This window comes from Rhizobium sp. PEPV16, from assembly GCF_008919455.1.
In the GTDB taxonomy this organism is placed as follows: domain Bacteria; phylum Pseudomonadota; class Alphaproteobacteria; order Rhizobiales; family Rhizobiaceae; genus Rhizobium; species Rhizobium leguminosarum_Q.
This window is the reverse complement of record NZ_VSZV01000335.1, coordinates 35,114-52,422: the sequence shown is the minus strand read 5'-3', so window position 1 is coordinate 52,422 and position 17,309 is coordinate 35,114. Positions and strand designations below refer to the sequence as shown.

Here is a 17,309-nt window from a genome sequence, read left to right as displayed (position 1 = left end):
CATGAAACAGAGAGTATTGATCGTCGAAGATGAATTCCTGATCGCCCTGGATCTCGAGGCGACGGTGGAAGGCATGGGCATGCAGGTCGCGGGCCTTGCGAATGATCGCGAACAGGCGCTGCGGCTGGCGCCGCTGGCCGATATCGCCTTCGTCGACATCAATCTTGCCGACGGCCCGACGGGGCCTGAGATCGGTCGACAGCTGGCGCAAGAGCATGGCATTGCCGTCGTCTTCATGACCGGCAATCCCGAAGTGGTCGCCGATGGCGTCAAGGGCGCGGTCGGCGTGGTCCAGAAGCCGGTCATGCCTTCGGTTGTCGAACAGCTGGTGAAATACCTTGCCGCGCGCCGTGTCGGCATGTTCGCGGTCGTACCCTCACAAATGACGGTCTTTGCCTGATCGGACGGGCTCGATCGTAAGGGCCTGATCAGCCAGATATGGCTGCGAGCTGCGCCGGATGGCCGGCCTTTTCCGCCTCCAGCCTGCCATAGGCCTTGAGAAAGGTATGGACGGCGTTGCGCGCCGCATTTTCCAGTTCTTCATCGGTGGGCGTGCCGCCGAGAAGGATCATCATCTGCAGATCGGCATTGCCGAGCGCCACGAACTGCCTCGCGGCGACGTCGAAATCGTCGATGGCGAGCGCCCCCTTATGGGCAAGCCGTCCGAAAAGTGCGGAAAGTGCGGTGATCAGCTTGCCCGGCCCCTGCTGGCGCCAGCTTTCGAAGAGGTGCGGATATCGCTCGCCTTCGGTCTGCACCAGCTTGCGCAGGAATTTTCCGTCATGGTTGCAGATGCAGTTCTTGTTGAGGCGCACGGCAAACGCCGTCAGCTCGTCCTCCAGATTGTCGGCACGGTCCGGGAAGGTCGACAGCACGGAGAACAGCATGGCGTTGGCGCGGTTCATGACGTCTTCGACGACGGCGACGAACAGCGTTTCCTTCTCGCGATAGTGATTGTAGATCGTCTGGCGCGAGACACAGGCGACGGCGGCGATCTCGTCGATGCTGGCGCCGGCAAAACCCTGGCGGCAGAATACGTCGGCCGCGGCATCGAGGATCGACATGCGCTTGGCGCATTGTCCGCGCTGCGTATGCCCCGTCATCCGGACTGCCGGTGTCATGCGATCTTTCATGACAGCGAAGATAAGACGTCTTGACGTTTTAGACAATGGCGTCTAGTTTTACATCTGTGTCCAAATTTATTGACACTCCTGGTTCCGCCGCTGAGACATGAGCTCCCAACTTCGTCTTCGCGCGAACGATCATCATTGAACCCGCGCATCGGCCCGAAAATCGGAACCGATTTTCGGAAAGCACGATGCGTAGATTTAAAGTGTTGGAGCGTCCTTGTGCGTCCGAGAGGACGCACGGCGCTCTCAGAGCAATGCCGCGGAGCGACGATCCGGTATTTCCGCTGCGCTTTTATGAGAGATCACCATTATGACGGCTCCCTTCTTTCGCATTGCCCTCATTCTCGGCCTTCTGTCGGCCATCGGGCCTTTCGCCATCGACATGTATCTGCCTGCGCTGCCATCCATCGGACAGGACCTGCATGCTGATAACAACGTCACCCAGCTCACCCTTCTCGCCTTCTTCATCTCCTTTGCGCTCGCCCAGCTGGTCTATGGCCCGCTGTCGGATATGTGGGGCCGCAAGCTGCCGCTCTATCTTGGTATCGGCCTCTTTGCCGTCGCCTCGATCGGCTGTGCGCTGGCGACCGATATCGAAACGCTGATCGCCTTCCGTTTCGTTCAGGGTATCGGCGGTGCCGCCGGCATGGTCATTCCGCGCGCCATCGTCCGCGACATGCACACCGGGGTACAGGCCGCCCGCCTGATGTCGCTCTTGATGCTGGTCTTTTCGATCTCGCCGATCCTGGCGCCGCTGACGGGCAGCGCCGTCATCGAATTCTACGGCTGGCGCGGCGTATTCTGGGCCGTGACGATCGCAGCCTTCATCGGCCTCGTCCTGCTCGCCACCCAGCTTGACGAAACCCGTTCGGCAACCGAACGCAGCGGCAGCGGTCTGAAGAGCGCCATGGCCGCCTATCGCCTGCTGCTTGCCGACCGCAACTTCCTGACGCTGACCTTCATCGGCGGCCTCGGCATTTCCAGCTTCCTCGTCTATCTCGCCAACTCGCCCTTCGTGCTGATCCAGCATTACGGGCTGACGCCGACGCAATACAGTTTCGCCTTCTCGATCAATGCCGTGTCCTTCTTCGCGGTATCGCAGGCGACGGGTTGGCTTGGCGCGCGTTTCGGCCTCGTGCGCGTCATGCGGATTGCGGTCAGCGCTTTTGCCCTTGCCATGGTCGTCATGGCGGTGGTGATGGCCGCCGGCTTCAACCAGCTGCCTGTCCTGGCGACTTTCCTGTTCATCGGCTACGGCTTCCTCGGCCTCGTCATCCCGACGAGCGCGGTGCTCGCGCTCGAGGATCACGGCGAGATTGCCGGCACCGCCTCGTCGCTGATGGGCACGCTGCATTTCGTGATCGCCGCCGTCGCCATGGTCATATCGAGCGTCTTCTTCGACGGCACGGCCGTTCCGATGGCCGCCGGCATCGCACTTTGCGCCTTCTTGGCCTTCGTGCTGACCCAGGCAACGATCGGCCGCCGCGCCGCCGTCGCCGCCGCTGAATGATTAAAGACCGTACTCGGCTTCGGGTACGGTCACATCATCAGGGTTGCGGCTGCGAGAAAATGCCGCGCCCGATTGAATATCGGCTGGCCGCGCTATCTACCCGATCCCAAGCATGGTCATACCGGAGAATACTTATGGTCGACGAGAAGCGGCTGATCTCGAAAATCACCTGGAAGCTGATGCCGTTTCTCGGCATCCTTTATCTGATCGCCTATATCGATCGGCAGAACGTCAGTTTCGCCAAGCTGCAGATGGTCGATGCCCTTGGAATGAGCGAATATGCCTATGGTCTCGGCGCATCGCTCTTCTTCATCGGCTATTTTCTCTTCGAGGTGCCGAGCAACCTCTTCCTCGACAGGCTCGGCGCCCGTGTCTGGTTCGCGCGCATCCTCGTCTCCTGGGGTATCGTCACCATCGCGCTCGCCTTCACGCAGAACGCGACGATGTTCTATATCCTGCGCTTTCTGCTCGGTGTCTGCGAAGCCGGCTTCTTTCCCGGCGTCCTCTATCTGCTGACGCTATGGTTTCCGTCGACCTATCGCGGCAGGATGGTCGGGCTGTTCATGATCTTCAGCGCCATCGCTAATGCCGTCGGTGCGCCGCTCGGCGGTGTGCTGCTCGATCTCGACGGTCTCTACGGCTTTGCCGGCTGGGAGTGGGTCTTCCTGGCGACGGGCGTTCCGGCTGTGATCGCCGGCATCGTCACCTTCTTCTATCTCCCCGGCCGGCCTGAAAATGCAAGCTTCCTGAATGACGAGGAGAAGCAGTGGCTGGAACGGAGGCTCACTTCCGAAAACGCCGGCATGGGCGAGCATGCCGGAAACGGCTTCAAGGCGCTCATCGACCCGCGTGTCCTGCTGATGGCGCTCTGCTATATCGCCTTTCCGCTTTCGGCCTATGGCCTCAGCTATTGGCTGCCGACCATCGTAAAGGCCTTCGGCGTCAGCAACACGGTGAACGGTTTCCTCAACATCATTCCCTGGGTGCTGGTCGCGATCTCACTTTATGTCGTTCCCGCCATGGCCGACAAGGCGCAATCGAAGACGCCCTATATCGTCATTCCGGCTTTCATCGGCGCCGCCTGCCTGCTGCTCTCGGCGCTGATCCCGAACCACACTTTGCAATTCGCCTTCCTCTGCGTCGCCGCTGCCGGGATCTTCGCGCCCCAGCCGGTGTTCTGGAGCCTGCCCTCTCGGTTCCTGAAAGGCGCGGGGGCTGCGGCGGGCCTTGCCGCCATCAATTCGGTCGGAAATCTCGGCGGTTTCGTCGCCCAGAACGTCGTGCCCTGGATCAAGGAAGCGAGCGGCAGCACCATCGCGCCGATGTTCTTCCTGGCCGCCTGCCTTGCTGCCGGAGCCCTGCTGGTCTTCGTCGTCACGCGTCAGCTGTCGCACAGGGAGCATTCAGCGGCTCCGAGCCGGGTCTGATCAAAGCCGCCAAGACTATCTATGCGGCTTCAGGCCGTCAGCGTGAAGGCGTCGCTTTCGCCGGGAACGAGTTCCAGCGGCCATATCCTGTTGCGGGCGCCCTGCGGATAATGATCGGCATAGGCCGGCATGGTGGCGAGCAGGGTTTCGCCGAGCTGCGCGCCGAGATCGCGCAGCGACATGCGGAAGGAGGTCAGCGTTGGCTGCAGGAAATGCGTGCGCGGCTCCTCGCGGAAACCGACAACGGCGAGGTCGCGGCCTGGCACGATGCCGGCCTCGGCAAGCCGGCGGTAAAGCCCGATCGCCATCAGCTCGTGGATCAGGATGATCGCCGTCGGCCGCTCTTCGATCATCAGCAATTCGTGGCCGGCCTGATAACCGCCCTGTTCGCTCGACTTGACCCGGATGACGAGGGCCGGGTCGAAGGCAATACCGTGCCGTTTAAGCGCCTGGCGGTAGGCGTCGAGGAAGAGATAGCCGAGATTGATGTCGGAGGAGGGGGCGGCCACCGCGATCCGTCGGTGGCCTTTGGAAACCAGCCGGTCGACGCCGCGCGCCGCCACGCCCTCGAAATCGAGGTCCATCCAGGTGTAGCTGCCGCCTGACGCGCTACGGCCGAGCGCCACGAAGGGGATGCGGGCCTTTTCCAGAAGCTCGATGCGCCTATCGGTGCGCCGTGTCGCCGAGATGATCAGCGCGTCGACAAGCCGGCGCGCCACCATGCGCTTCAGATATTCATGGGGGTCCTCGTCATCGGGGCAGGGCAGCATGACGAGATCGAGCTTGTGGCGGGAAAAGACGCTCTGCAGCCCGTCGGTGACGCCAAGGAAGAAGTCGTCGCTGTTTTCGACCGTCTCGCGGCTCACTTCGAGCATCAGCCCGATGACGTTGGTCATGCCCTGGCGAAGGCTGCGGCCCGATTGATTGGCGACGTAACCGAGCTCTTCGGCGGCGGCGAGCACGCGCCGGCGCGTTTCGTCGTTGACGTCGGGCTTGCCGTTCAGTGCACGGGACACCGTTCCGATCGAAATGTCGAGATGCTCGGCGAGCTGGCGGATTCCCTTCATCTCAGGCGATGTTCCTCCCCATGCATGTCGCCCAAAAGTGTGCAGCGGTTTTGGGATAACGACATGCGTCAAATAAATAGTCAGCCCTTCTTGCCACAGGATGGCGCCTGCGAAAAGCCGTGGGAGAGGGTCAGGGTCTGAAGCTCTGGCGGATGACGAGCTCCGGAATGACGCGTTCGTAGCCCGGAAGCAAGCCCGGGTTTTCAAGCCGCCGCTCCATCAGCTCGACGGCGCGCTGCGCCATGGTCAACGGATCCTGGCGGAAGGTGGTCAGCCGGTAGCTCAGCCAGGAGGATTCCGGCACGTCGTCGAAGCCGATGACGGCGACGTCTTCGGGGATGCGCAGCCGCGCTTCCAGGCGCACGACATCCATCAGTCCGAAGGCAATCTGGTCGTTGGCGCAGAAAACGGCGTCTGGCTTTATTGTCTGCGAGAAGAGCGCGCGTGCGGCGGTGACGCCGCCGTCATAGTCGGAATCGCCGCCGCGTCCCACGACGACGGATGTGCCGAGCGATTCGGCTGTCGACAGGAAGGCGCTTTCGCGCTCGATGATGGAAGGCGTTCCGGTGTTGGAGCCGATGACCGCCAGCCGCCGTCTGCCGCTTTCGTAAAAGGCCGTCGCCGCCTTGCGGGAGGCCTCGGAGTTGCCGGCGCGCACATGGTCGGCATCGGGTTCCGAACGGCCGATCACCACGAGCGGCTGGCCATTTCGCTGTGCGAGTTCGAAGAAACTCGCCGGCGGCGAGCCGGACAGGATGATGATCGCCTCGGCACGATGACCGATCAGCATCTTCTGGGCGGCAAGCAGCTCGTCTTCCGTCTGGCCGGTATTGATTAGAATCGGGATGCTGCCGCGTTTGATCAGGCATGTGGCAAGCGCTGCGGCCAGATGCGCGCGAAAACCCACTTCCGGCCGGGTCGCGACGATGCCGACCAGGCGGCTCTGATTGGCAAGCACGCCGCGCGCCAGGTCGTTGACATGGTAGCCGAGCTCTTGCGCCGCCTGCAGCACCTTTTCGCGCGTTGCAGGCGCTACGCTGGTGCCCGGCGTGAAGGTACGCGAGACGGCGGAGCGCGAAACGCCCGCCAGTTGCGCCACCTGCTCGGCGCTGACGAAGCGCATGCGTTCTTTTTTTTGCGACTTGCCGCCGTTCACTGGACCATCATTCATCGGCTTTCAGCTATTGGTCGTCTCTAACAGCCGCATGACAGGCGGCCGAGGCAGCCAGAAATTTTTGCTATGGGAGTGACCGCAGGCTAACTGCATTGGCCGAGCAAAGAAAAACCGAGGCTTGCGGATGCAGCCTCGGTGATGGCGAAAATCAACGGCGACGACGAATGATCAGATCCGCGCCGATGGAAGGCGAGGTCCGCCCGCTACTCGCAGACCCGCACGGTTTCGATATGATAGCCGCCGTCATAGCGGTTGCGGACATCGCGGTCCTCATACCAGCATCTCGGCGCGGGTTCGACATAACGCGGACCATCGACGTAGCGAGGGCCGCTATTGGCGATCGCGCCACCGATCAGACCGCCGACGACGCCTGCGGCAACGCCACCAGCGATAGCCCGGCCCGTATCATCGTGGTGATGGCGATCACGCGCGGCAGCGGGCTGAATGGCCGATCCAACAAGGGCCGTTGCGATCAACAGGCTGCTAATAATTCTCTTCATAACATTCTCCTCAGTGGCACTCGTCCCCCGATAGGAAATAAATGCGGCAGCAAGGCGTTTGTTCGTTCAAACTTTGCGACAGGCATTAATGCATGTCGCCTGAGATCACGTCGCCGACTCCGCTGCCGTCGTCCCTTCCAGCACATCTTCGGGAATGTCGTCGAAGGAGGAATAGTTCAGATTGTAGAGCTTGGAATAGAGCTTGCCGTTCTTCATCAGCTGGCTGTGGTCGCCGCTTTCGATGATTTCGCCGTTCTGCAGCACGATGATGTGGTCCGCCTCGCGGATCGTCGCGAGGCGATGGGCGATGACGAGGCCGGTGCGGTTTTCGAGCAGCTTCACCAGCGCCTTCTGGATCAGCATCTCGGTATAGCTGTCGATATTGGCCGTCGCCTCGTCGAGCACGAGGATCTTCGCGTCCGCCACCAATGCGCGGGCAAAGCTCAAAAGCTGGCGCTGGCCGAGCGAAAGGTTGCCGCCGCGCTCGCCGAGAACGCTGTCGTAACCATTGGGCAGGCGCATCACGAAGTCATGCGCGCCGACGGCCTTTGCCGCCTCCATCACCTGTTCGCGCGTCGCCTCCAGCTTGTGGTAGCGGATGTTTTCGAAGACGGTGCCGGTAAAGAGGAAGGGTTCCTGCAGCACCATGGCGATCTGCGCTCCGAGCGAATCCTGCGTGAGGTCACGCACATCGTCGCCGCCGACCAGCACCTGGCCCTGCTGCACGTCGTAGAAGCGATGGATCAGCGACATGCAGCTCGATTTGCCGGACCCCGTCGGCCCGACCAGCGCCACCGTCTCGCCGGGATTGACCTTGAAGCTGACGTGCTTCAGCACCGGATGTTTCGGATTGTAGCCGAAGACGACGTCCTTGAATTCCACCGATCCGTCCATGTCGCGCGACAAGGCCTTGGCATCGGGCGCGTCCTTGATGTCGACTGGCACGTCGAGCACTTCGGTCAGCCGCTGGCCCGACGCCATGGCGCGCTGCATCACCGAATATTGCAGGGTCAGCGAACGGATCGGGTCGAAGAAGCGCTGGATGTAGAACAGGAAGGCGACGAGCACGCCGACATCGAGCGCCTGATTGAGAACGCGGGCGCCGCCGACGACAATGACGAGCGCCATCGCCACGCCGGTCAGGCTGTCGACGATCGGCACCATCACCTGCGCGTAGCGCGCCGCCGTCAGATGGGTCTTGAGGTTGGCATGCGCCTTGTCGTCGTAAAGCGTGAAGTTGACGCCCTGCCTGTCCATGCTCTGGACGGCACGCACGCCATGGATCGCTTCTGCAAGCGCACCATTCGCAACCGAATTGGTCTCGTGCGCGGCCATGAAGGATTTACGCGCCAGCGGCAGCCAGAACAGCCGGACGATAAAGAGCACCGGCAACACCGAGAGCGTCAGCAGTCCCAATTTGAAATCGAGATAGAGCATCACGAAGACGATGCCGAAGAGCAGCACGATGTCGCCGACTGACAGCACCGAGGTTTCGAGGAATTCCTGCATCGAGTTGACGTCGCCCTGCAAGCGCGACATCAGCCGGCCGACTTCGGTCTTGTCCATGAAGGACAGCGAGACGCGCTGGAGATGCGAAAACATCGCCTTGCGGATATCGAAGAGCACGTCTTCCGCGACGCCGCCGACCAGCGTCTCCTGCGCGTAGCTTGCCGCATAATTGATTGATATGGCGATGGTAAAGGCGACGATCGACCACACCAGGGCCGAATGGTTACCGCCCGGCGACATGCCATGGTCGATGGCATAGCGGATGATCAGCGGGATGGTGAGCTGCATCATCGTGAAAGTCAAAACCGCGACGACCGACCACAGGACCTGGCGGCGATAGGGGTGAACGAAAACCCAGATGCGCTTGACAATGTTGCCGTCGAAGGCCTTGCCGAACATCTCCTCCTCGACGCGATGCGAGCCGACCACCGCCCGCGGCGGGCGGCGTCCATCCTCGCGAACGTCGGGACGCTCGGTTTCCAGTTCCTCGGCCATGCCATTCCTCCCGCGGCCATCACGTCCGGTGGCCTGCACATTCAGTACTTGTCTTCTCTTCTCCCCAGCGGGGAGAAGGTGCCCGAAGGGCGGATGAGGGGGCCACACGGCACACCCTTATTTGCCCATCGCTTCCGCTCGGGGCACTCGTCGCTGCCGCTCCTCGCCCCCCATCGCCTCGCTTTGCTCGGCACTTCTCCCGCTGGGGAGAAGAGGGAGTAGGTCGCTAAGCGCTCAAGACCTCGTCGCCCGGCCGCACCTGCAGGTCGTATAGCGCCTTGTAGCGCCCGCCGAGCGAAAGCAGCGCTTCGTGCGTTCCGCGCTCGACGATCCGGCCGTCTTCGACGAACAGGATCTGGTCGGCATGCATCAGCGAACTCAGGCGGTGTGCGACAATGATCGTCACTCGGTCGGCGGCGTAGCGGCGCATGGCGCCGCGGATGCGCTGTTCGGTGGCGGCGTCGATTGCCGCCGTCGAATCGTCGAACACCATCACAGCCGGTTTCAGCATCAGCGCACGGGCGATCGAAAGACGCTGCCGCTGGCCGCCGGACAGCGAAACGCCGCGCTCGCCGACGACGGTGCCGTAACCTGTGGGCAGGCCGAGCACGTAATTGTGCAGCTGGGCGCTTTCGCTGGCGCGTTCGATCCGGCCTTCCTTCGCCCACGGGTCGCCATAGGCGATATTGTTCTCGATCGTCGTCGTGAACAGGAACGAATCCTGCTGCACGACGGCAACCGCCCGGCGCAGCGATTGCAGCGTCGCCTTGCGGATGTCCTGGCCGTCGATCGTGATCTTGCCGCCGCTGACGTCGTAGAAGCGCGGAATGAGGTGGGCGATCGTCGACTTGCCGCTGCCGGGAGGCCCGACGATGCCGATCGTCTGGCCGCGCCTGGCTTCGAAGGAGACATCGTCGAGCACGGTGCGCTTTTCCGAACCGGGATAGGCGAAGCTGACATTTTCGAAGCGCAGCACACCGTCCGTCACCGCCAATTGCTTGGCATCCGGCGCATCCTTGATCGCGATGTCGAGGTCGAGCAGGGCGAAGAGGCGCGAGCCGCAGGTGGAGGCGCGGGCAAAGGCATTGACCATCAGGCCGAGCTGGCGCACCGGCATCTGCAGGATGGTCATGAAGGTCAGGAACGAGGCCAGTGTGCCGACCGTGATTTCGCCCGACATCACCTTGCCGCCGCCGACCCAGAGCACCAGGCCCATCGCCGCGAAGAAGGAGAAGGTCATGGCGCTGGTGTTGGTCACGCGGATGCCGACGCGCTGATGCGCGAGCGCCAGCGCGCTCTTCGACGCCGCCTCGAATTTCGAAATCTCATGTTCGTGGGCGGCAAAGGCGCGCACGACGCGGATGCCGCCGAGATTCTCCTCCATGATGCGGGTCAGCACCGAAAGCCGCTCCTGCAGGTCGAGCCAGGTGGCGCGTAGCTTGAGCTGTGTCACCGAGGAGCGCCAGCCAACGAAGGGCACGAAACTCAGCGCCAGAAGGCCGAGCACGACATCGGTCGACAGCAGCATATAGGCGCCGATGCCGATCAGGATCGACAGCAGGATCATCCGGACGAGTGCCGTGGAAAAATACATGCGCACGCCTTCGAGATCGAGCAGGCCGACGGTAATCAGGTCACCGGAATGCACGGTGTCATGAAAGCTGAAGGAGAGCCGCTGGATCTTTTCGTAGCAGGCCAGCCGCAACTCGTAGCCGATGTGATGGCCGACGGCTTCGCTGTAATAGTTCTGAACCATGGTGAAGAGGCCGCGCAGCACGCTGGCGCCGAGCAGCAGCAGCGCCGTGGTTAGAAGCGCGTCCTGTGCCGCCTGGCCCGCCGCACCGCCGCTCATCGCCAGCTGCGTGTGGTCGACGGCCTGGCCGAGAAGGTGCGGGATCATCAGCTGGAAGGTGGAGGCCACAAGCGTGGCGCCGATCGCAAAGCCGGATTGCCAAGGGTGGCGGAAGGCCATCATGGTGATACGCACCAAGGTGAAGAGACCTCGGCCCCAGCCTGCCGCAGTTGCAAGCGCCATCGAAGCCGAAGGCTTCGTCGCGCGTATTAACGCATCGCTGCTCACGGTATTTTTTCCAATAGATGTGTGGTCGGACGCTGGCCCGAAAAGACGGCAAATCCATGAAGGGATTGATAGCACCTTCACTTTTGCCGATTCCATTTGGGGGTTCAAGTAAAGAATTCACCAGTTGGTTATTTTTACGTGAGGTCTCCTCGCATCCGGGCGGGAACAATCTGCGCGCGAACGGGTTGCAGCAGGCGAACGCCAACCGCCGACCGCTACCGGAGTGACCGATGCCGCTCAAAGCCCTCGCCCTCAACGCCACGCTGAAGACCAGCGACGCCAAGGACGCGTCCTCGACCGACCGGATGATCGGTCTCATCGACAAGGCGATGTCCGCACACGGGGTGGTGACCGAAGTGCTTCGGCTCGCCGATTTCAACGTCAAGCCGGGCGTCACCTCCGACGAAGGCGCCGGCGATGACTGGCCCGATATTCGCGCCAAGGTGCTGGACGCCGATATCCTGCTGATGGCGACGCCGATCTGGCTCGGTCAGCCATCCAGTGTCTGCAAGCGGGCGCTGGAGCGCATGGACGCCTTCCTCGAGGAGACCGACGATGAGGGCCGCATGGTCTCCTATGGCAGGGTTGCTGCCGTTGCCGTCGTCGGAAATGAGGACGGCGCCCACCATGTGTCGGCCGAGCTCTTCCAGGCGCTGAACGACGTCGGCTTCACCATTCCGGCCAATGCGGTCGCCTATTGGGTCGGCGAGGCAATGGGTTCCACCAATTTCGTCGATCTCGACAACGTGCCGAAGGTTGTGACGAAAGCCGTCGACATGCTGGCACGCAACACGGTGCATCTGGCAGGCCTGCTGAAGGCAAAACAATATCCGGGCGAGGGCAGCTGAGGTCGCTGCCGACCTGACTTTTTGAGATCAATTCGCAGTTCGGGGTGCAAAACCCGGCCACACTTCCACGGAACACTTCTAAATTGTGTTATATTTCAATAACTTGAAAAGATGTGGCAACAAACCTCTTGCCACCTGCGCCATTTAGCGCTTTCATACACTACCAGTTTGATAGACTATGGACGGGCGTGATTGCTCCCTAGTTCTCTTGCGGGGCCGCTGGTTCGGACCCCGATGCCGCGGCAGGTGTTTTGAATGGCCGCATGACCCTCATCAACGCGTGAACCGCTGTTTTATGCGTTGAAACCTCGATCGACCCACGGTGCGGATGAAGCCGCAAAGGAGTTGCGATGACGGTTCAGGGACTTTTTTCCGCGAGAGCCAATGCCGCGGCGCAGATATCAGCTGTGCCGCGCATTGCCATCGTCGGGCGCGGTTTTTCCGGCATGATGACGGCCATCGCGCTGATGAAGACGGTGCGCGCGCCCTTCCACCTGCAGCTGTTCGATCCGAATTCGTCCGTCAGCGGCGGGCAGGCGCTGGCCTCGGCCCACTCCTCGACGATCCTCAACACCCGCGTCCGCGATCTCTCGGTCTCGGTCGGCGACAACGACGATTTCAACGATTGGCTCTGCAGCAACGCCGCCTTCCGCGCCGCCGTACCGGCCGCCATTCCCGGATTCCGGCAGATCTTCGTGCCGAAGGAGATCTTCAGCGATTATGTCTACCAGCGCTTTTCGGAAGCACTCGCCGCGCGCAGGGATATCACGGTCCAGGTCTGCAACGATCCGGTCGTGGCGATCCGCAGGAGCCACGGCAACCGCTTCCTGCTCGAAAGCGCCAATCCCGCCAATCCGCTGTTCGACACCGTGATCCTCGCCACCGGCTACGGCCTGACGGCGCCGGATGCCGGCGGTGAGGAGGCTTCGCCGGTCAGGGCCCAGCGCCTCGTCGCGCGGCCGCATGCGGTGCTGCTCGGCAGCGGCATCCGCGTCGTCGACCAGCTGCTGCAGCTGCGCGATTCCGGTTACACGGGCCAGGTGACGATCATTTCAAGGCGCGGTTTCCTGCCCCAGAGTCATACGCCGAATTCCGCCGATCCGGTGTTCCCGGCCGAGACGCTGCCGCAGAGCCTGCCGGAGATCGTGCGCTTTATCCGTGAAGCCTGCCGCGAGGCGGAAGAATCAGGGCGAAGCTGGCAATCGGTGATGAACGGCCTCAGAAAACATGCCCGCTCGCTCTGGCGCTCGCTGCCGGCCCGCGACAAGCATCAGTTCAACCGCCATCTCAGGGCGATCTACGACAGCCATCGCAACCGCCTACCGGAGGCCATGCACCTGCGCCTGAAACGCGAGCTCGCCGAAGGCCGCACGGTGCTGCGCCGTGGCCGGGCCGGCCGCCGGGGCTTGAGCGGCCTGTTCTTCACGCCGGCCGGTTCCGCTGCCGAGGAGGTCATCCATGCCGAGCGCATCATCGATTGCCGCTGTCAGGCGCCTGATCTTTCAGCGCCGCTGATGCAGAGCCTGCTTTCCGCCGGGCTTGCCATGCCGGACGAGCTCTCGCTTGGCCTGGCGGTCAGTGCGCGCGGCGAGCCCTTTCTAGAGGACGGTTCGACGGTCGCCGGGCTCTTTGCCGTTGGCCCGCTCGGCCTCGGCAGCCTGCCCGATATCGATCTCGTCCCGGAGATCGTCTCGCAGGCCTATGCCGCTGCTGAGCGTGTCGGCGAGAGGTTCTACCCGCAGGTCAAGGCCGTCTGAAAATTTGAGGCTGTTTCTCGGAACCATCCATCCGCCGCGGCGTTATAAAGCGCTGGTGACTCAGAGGGGCCGATGGAAGCGTTGAATCGACATGATACGTCTCTTGACGAAGAGGGACGCTTTCGCCTTCTGGTCGATGCCATCACCGACTACGCCATCTATATGCTGAGCCCCGAAGGCATCGTCACCAGCTGGAATACCGGCGCCCAGCGCTTCAAAGGTTACAAGCCTTCCGAAATTCTTGGCGAGCATTTTTCCCGTTTCTATCTGGAGGAGGATCGCGCGGCGGGAGTGCCGGCGCGCGCGCTGGCCACGGCGGAGAAGCATGGCCGGTTTGAGGGAGAAGGCTGGCGCCGCCGCAAGGATGGCAGCCGCTTCTGGGCGCATGTGATCATCGATCCGATCCGCCGACCCTCCGGCGAGCTTATCGGCTATGCCAAGATCACCCGCGACCTGACCGAACGCAGGGCGGCCGAAAAGGCGATCCGCCAGAGCGAAGAACAGTTCCGCCGGCTCGTCCAGGGCGTCTCGGACTATGCGATCTACATGCTCGATCCCGAAGGCAATGTCAGCAGTTGGAATTTTGGCGCCGAGCGTATCAAGGGCTATCGGCCGCAAGAAATCATCGGCAGGCATTTCTCGACCTTCTATACCCCCGAGGACCGCGAAGCTGGCGTGCCGCAGACGGCGCTAGGCATTGCGCGCGCCGAGGGCCGGTTCGAGAGGGAAGGCTGGCGCGTCCGCAAAGACGGCACCCGTTTTTGGGCCAGCGTCGTCATCGACGTCATCCGCGACGACGAAGGCGATGTGCTCGGTTTCGCGAAGATCACCCGTGATATCACCGAGAAGATGGAGACCCAGCGGGCACTGGAGCAGGCTCGCGAAGAACTCTTCCAGTCGCAGAAAATGGAGGCGATCGGTCAATTGACCGGTGGCATCGCCCATGATTTCAACAATCTGCTGATGGCTGTGCTCGGCAGTCTCGAAATTCTCAAGAAACGCATGCCGCAAGATCTCTCGCTGACATCGCTGGTCGACAATGCCATGCAGGGCGCCCAGCGTGGCGCCGCCTTGACGCAGCGCATGCTTGCGTTTTCCCGCCGGCAGGAACTGCATATGGAGCCGATCGACGTCTCCGGCCTGGTCCGCGGCATGATGGATATGCTGAGCCGTTCGCTCGGCCCGCTCACCGTGATCGAGACCTCTTTCCCCGTCAGGCTGCCGACGATCCTGACCGATCCGAACCAGCTGGAGATGGCGATCCTGAACCTCGTCGTCAACGCCCGCGACGCCATGCCATCCGGCGGCCGGATCATGCTTCGCGCTTCCGAGGAATGGCTGCCATCAGGCAAGGGCCCGCTGTCGCCCGGCCGCTATGTCCGTATCGCGGTGATCGATGAAGGCGAGGGCATGGATGCCAAGACGCTGGAGCAGGCCATCACGCCGTTCTTCACCACCAAGGGTGTCGGCAAGGGCACCGGTCTTGGCCTTTCCATGGTGCAGGGCCTTGCGTCCCAGTCCGGCGGTCGCCTGATGATGAAGAGCAGCCTCGGCGAAGGCACGACGGCCGAATTGTGGTTTCCGGTCGCAAGTGTCGAACAGGCGACCGAGGCCGCTGCCGACCGGCAGCAACAGGAGGACAATGCAGCGCGCCGGCTGCGCATCGTCGCCGTCGATGATGATGGTCTGGTCCTGATGAATACGACACTGATGCTGGAGGATCTCGGCCATACCGTGTTCGAGGCGATGGCGGGTCCAGAGGCGCTCGACATCCTGCGCAAGCAGCAGGTCGACCTGGTGATCTGCGACCATGCCATGCCGCGCATGACGGGCGCGCAGCTCGCGGAAGCGATCCGCAGCGAATGGCCTGAGATGCCGATCATCCTCGCAACCGGTTACGCCGAGATCCCCGAAGGCGCCGGGATCGCCAATCTGCCCCGTCTCGGCAAGCCGTTCTCGCAGGCGCAGCTCGCCGATGCAATAAGCCGGGTCGCTTCATAAGGGGATCACTGCTGCATTATGCAGCAGCCCTCTCGCCGCGAAGGACGAAGACCAGCAATGCCAGCACCATCGCCGCCAGCCCGTACCAGGTGATCGCGTAGAGGAGATGGTTGTTGGGGAAAGCGATGATCGTCAGGCCGCCGACAGGCAGGCCTCCAGGATTGGCCGTGGCATCGGCATCGATGAAATAGGGCGCTGGCGCACTGACGCCGCGCTTTTCAGCGATCGCCGCGACATCGCGCGAATACCAGCGGTCGGCCGCGACGTCGTTGGATTGCAGCAGCGATCCCTTCGGCTCCGTCATCCGCATCAGCCCGGCGATCTCGACCGGGCCTGATGGTTGCCCCTCGCGCCGCGTGGCCGGGTCGCGCCTGTCGGTCGGCACGAAGCCGCGATTGACGAGGATTGATGTCCCGTCGGCAAGCGTCAGCGGCGCCATCACCCAATAACCCGGACCGAGCGCGGTCGAGGCATAGACCAGCGTTTCCTTGTCGTTCGCCAGCGTTCCGACCGCGGTCACCCGCCGATATTCGTCATCGGTGGCATTGACCTTGTCCCAGTCGGCGCGTGTCGGTGCCGGCATGGGTGCGGCATGCACACGCTGATCGACGCGGGCGACGAGATCGCGTTTCCAGGCAAGGCGCTCGACCTGCCAGGTGCCGAGTGCGGCGAGCGCCGCGGCAAGCAGCACCAGACAGACGGTGAAGGTCGCGCGTTTTACCCGATAATGCCGTCCAGCCGATTTTTCCGAGGGAGCCTGGGGGTGACGCTGCCGCCGCCCCTTCGTGACCGTCACGGCATGTTCTTCATCATCTCGGGGCTCATCGGCATCATGTTGGTGTTGAGATGATGCATGACCCAGAGCGAACCGGAGAGCGCGATGGCGACGATGATGAGGGTGAAGATCAGCGCCATGATCGTCCAGCCACCCTCGCTCCTGGTATTCATGTGCAGGAAAAACACCATATGGACGACGATCTGGATCGCGCCTAGGCCCATCACCAGCACCGCTGTCAATGCCGGGCTGTCGAAGACGCCTGACATGACCAGCCAGAAGGGAATGGCGGTCAGGATGACGGAAAGCACAAAGCCCGTCATGTAGCTGCGGAACGTGCCATGACCGGCCTGATGGCCGTGGCTGTGGCCGTGATGAGCCTCGTGGGCATCCTCATGGGCAGGTGCTTGCGGACTCATCCGAGAACTCCCAGCAGATAGACGAAGGAAAAGACGCCGATCCAGACGACGTCGAGGAAGTGCCAGAACATCGAAAGGCACATCAGGCGGCGGCGGTTGGCCTCGATCAGCCCATGCATCGACACCTGCACCATCAACGTCACCAGCCAGATGATGCCGAAGGTGACGTGCAGTCCGTGGGTGCCGACGAGCGTGAAGAAGGAGGAGAGGAAGGCGCTGCGCGTCGGCCCGGCGCCTTCGCGGATCAGGTGGATGAACTCGTAGAGTTCAAGCCCGATGAAGGCCGCGCCGAACAAGCCGGTCACACCGAGCCAGAACAGCGTTTCCGCCTTTGCGTTGCGCTCCATCTGCAGCATCGCGAAGCCGTAGGTGATCGAGGAGAAGAGCAGCATCGAGGTGTTGAGGGCAACGATCGGCAGATCGAAGAGATCGGCAGGCGAGGGGCCGGCGGCATAGTTGCGGCCGAGCACGCCATGCGTCGCGAACAGCACAGCGAAGATCAGGCAGTCGCTCATCAGATAGAGCCAGAAGCCGAGATTGGTGCTGTTCTCAGGATGATGGTCTTCCGTCAGGTAGAATTCAGGCTTTTCGGCCGTGTCGATAGTCTGATCGCTCAT

General features: G+C 62.4%; 15 protein-coding genes. 6 read left to right on the top strand and 9 right to left on the bottom strand.

The window, feature by feature from the left end:
* Window position 1: 1 nt before the first annotated feature.
* Window positions 2–400: a response regulator gene (locus tag FY112_RS24530; RefSeq protein WP_017957787.1), complete on the top strand. Its 399-nt coding sequence runs from the start codon at window positions 2–4 to the stop codon at window positions 398–400.
* A 28-nt stretch (window positions 401–428) separates the two neighbouring features.
* Here FY112_RS24530 and FY112_RS24525 read toward each other — a convergent pair whose 3' ends face one another.
* Window positions 429–1,169 (bottom strand): TetR/AcrR family transcriptional regulator C-terminal domain-containing protein, encoded by a 741-nt coding sequence (locus tag FY112_RS24525; protein WP_151519465.1) that lies wholly within the window; start codon window positions 1,167–1,169, stop codon window positions 429–431.
* A gap of 271 nt (window positions 1,170–1,440) precedes the next feature.
* Here FY112_RS24525 and FY112_RS24515 point away from each other — a divergent pair, with 271 nt between their 5' ends.
* The gene (locus FY112_RS24515) at window positions 1,441–2,640 is read left to right on the top strand and encodes a multidrug effflux MFS transporter (RefSeq protein WP_017957789.1); all 1,200 of its coding nucleotides are present in this window, start codon (window positions 1,441–1,443) and stop codon (window positions 2,638–2,640) included.
* Window positions 2,641–2,774: 134 nt separating this feature from the next.
* Window positions 2,775–4,067 (top strand): MFS transporter, encoded by a 1,293-nt coding sequence (locus FY112_RS24510; protein WP_151519464.1) that lies wholly within the window; start codon window positions 2,775–2,777, stop codon window positions 4,065–4,067.
* A 29-nt stretch (window positions 4,068–4,096) separates the two neighbouring features.
* Here the strand turns inward: FY112_RS24510 and FY112_RS24505 are convergent, their stop codons facing one another.
* The 5 genes from FY112_RS24505 to FY112_RS24485 all read right to left on the bottom strand — a co-directional run bounded on the left by FY112_RS24505 (window position 4,097) and on the right by FY112_RS24485 (window position 11,000).
* Window positions 4,097–5,134, bottom strand: a complete 1,038-nt coding sequence (locus tag FY112_RS24505; protein WP_094088510.1) for a LacI family DNA-binding transcriptional regulator — start codon at window positions 5,132–5,134, stop codon at window positions 4,097–4,099.
* 130 nt (window positions 5,135–5,264) lie between these two features.
* The gene (locus FY112_RS24500) at window positions 5,265–6,305 is read right to left on the bottom strand and encodes a LacI family DNA-binding transcriptional regulator (protein WP_151519463.1); all 1,041 of its coding nucleotides are present in this window, start codon (window positions 6,303–6,305) and stop codon (window positions 5,265–5,267) included.
* Between the two features lie 206 nt (window positions 6,306–6,511).
* Window positions 6,512–6,808 (bottom strand): hypothetical protein, encoded by a 297-nt coding sequence (locus FY112_RS24495; protein ID WP_017957793.1) that lies wholly within the window; start codon window positions 6,806–6,808, stop codon window positions 6,512–6,514.
* A 105-nt stretch (window positions 6,809–6,913) separates the two neighbouring features.
* Window positions 6,914–8,812: an ABC transporter ATP-binding protein gene (locus FY112_RS24490; protein WP_151519462.1), complete on the bottom strand. Its 1,899-nt coding sequence runs from the start codon at window positions 8,810–8,812 to the stop codon at window positions 6,914–6,916.
* 226 nt (window positions 8,813–9,038) lie between these two features.
* Window positions 9,039–11,000 (bottom strand): ABC transporter ATP-binding protein, encoded by a 1,962-nt coding sequence (locus tag FY112_RS24485; RefSeq protein WP_181018276.1) that lies wholly within the window; start codon window positions 10,998–11,000, stop codon window positions 9,039–9,041.
* 122 nt (window positions 11,001–11,122) lie between these two features.
* Between FY112_RS24485 and FY112_RS24480 the strand changes: the two genes are divergently transcribed.
* The 3 genes from FY112_RS24480 (at window position 11,123) to FY112_RS24470 (ending at window position 15,498) form a co-directional block, all read left to right on the top strand.
* Window positions 11,123–11,740 (top strand): NAD(P)H-dependent oxidoreductase, encoded by a 618-nt coding sequence (locus FY112_RS24480; RefSeq protein ID WP_017957796.1) that lies wholly within the window; start codon window positions 11,123–11,125, stop codon window positions 11,738–11,740.
* A gap of 350 nt (window positions 11,741–12,090) precedes the next feature.
* Entirely contained in the window at window positions 12,091–13,497 is a 1,407-nt protein-coding gene (locus FY112_RS24475; RefSeq protein WP_017957797.1) for an FAD/NAD(P)-binding protein, read from the top strand.
* Window positions 13,498–13,569: 72 nt separating this feature from the next.
* The gene (locus tag FY112_RS24470) at window positions 13,570–15,498 is read left to right on the top strand and encodes a PAS domain-containing sensor histidine kinase (protein ID WP_151519461.1); all 1,929 of its coding nucleotides are present in this window, start codon (window positions 13,570–13,572) and stop codon (window positions 15,496–15,498) included.
* 16 nt (window positions 15,499–15,514) lie between these two features.
* Here the strand turns inward: FY112_RS24470 and FY112_RS24465 are convergent, their stop codons facing one another.
* The 3 genes from FY112_RS24465 to cyoC are packed head-to-tail and all read right to left on the bottom strand — an operon-like array spanning window position 15,515 to window position 17,309.
* A complete protein-coding gene (locus FY112_RS24465; protein ID WP_151519460.1) occupies window positions 15,515–16,294 on the bottom strand; it encodes an SURF1 family protein in 780 nt (259 codons plus the stop codon).
* Complete coding sequence (gene cyoD, locus FY112_RS24460) at window positions 16,291–16,692, bottom strand: cytochrome o ubiquinol oxidase subunit IV (protein ID WP_151519459.1); 402 nt, start codon at window positions 16,690–16,692, stop codon at window positions 16,291–16,293. Before cyoD ends, FY112_RS24465 begins: the two co-directional genes overlap by 4 nt.
* Window positions 16,689–17,309 carry a cytochrome o ubiquinol oxidase subunit III gene (gene cyoC / locus FY112_RS24455; protein ID WP_026158359.1) on the bottom strand — a complete coding sequence of 207 codons (621 nt, stop codon included), beginning with the start codon at window positions 17,307–17,309 and terminating at the stop codon, window positions 16,689–16,691. The genes cyoD and cyoC overlap by 4 nt, the downstream gene beginning before the upstream one ends.

What these genes read in the sequence shown, in the direction of transcription:
- FY112_RS24515 (WP_017957789.1), top strand. Translation starts at nt 1,441, where the DNA reads ATGACGGCTCCCTTCTTTCGCATTGCCCTCATTCTCGGCCTTCTGTCG.
- FY112_RS24495 (WP_017957793.1), bottom strand. Translation starts at nt 6,808, where the DNA reads ATGAAGAGAATTATTAGCAGCCTGTTGATCGCAACGGCCCTTGTTGGA.
- FY112_RS24490 (WP_151519462.1), bottom strand. Translation starts at nt 8,812, where the DNA reads ATGGCCGAGGAACTGGAAACCGAGCGTCCCGACGTTCGCGAGGATGGA.
- FY112_RS24510 (WP_151519464.1), top strand. Translation starts at nt 2,775, where the DNA reads ATGGTCGACGAGAAGCGGCTGATCTCGAAAATCACCTGGAAGCTGATG.
- FY112_RS24475 (WP_017957797.1), top strand. Translation starts at nt 12,091, where the DNA reads ATGACGGTTCAGGGACTTTTTTCCGCGAGAGCCAATGCCGCGGCGCAG.
- cyoC (WP_026158359.1), bottom strand. Translation starts at nt 17,309, where the DNA reads ATGAGCGATCAGACTATCGACACGGCCGAAAAGCCTGAATTCTACCTG.
- FY112_RS24530 (WP_017957787.1), top strand. Translation starts at nt 2, where the DNA reads ATGAAACAGAGAGTATTGATCGTCGAAGATGAATTCCTGATCGCCCTG.
- FY112_RS24480 (WP_017957796.1), top strand. Translation starts at nt 11,123, where the DNA reads ATGCCGCTCAAAGCCCTCGCCCTCAACGCCACGCTGAAGACCAGCGAC.
- FY112_RS24505 (WP_094088510.1), bottom strand. Translation starts at nt 5,134, where the DNA reads ATGAAGGGAATCCGCCAGCTCGCCGAGCATCTCGACATTTCGATCGGA.
- cyoD (WP_151519459.1), bottom strand. Translation starts at nt 16,692, where the DNA reads ATGAGTCCGCAAGCACCTGCCCATGAGGATGCCCACGAGGCTCATCAC.
- FY112_RS24500 (WP_151519463.1), bottom strand. Translation starts at nt 6,305, where the DNA reads ATGAATGATGGTCCAGTGAACGGCGGCAAGTCGCAAAAAAAAGAACGC.
- FY112_RS24470 (WP_151519461.1), top strand. Translation starts at nt 13,570, where the DNA reads ATGGAAGCGTTGAATCGACATGATACGTCTCTTGACGAAGAGGGACGC.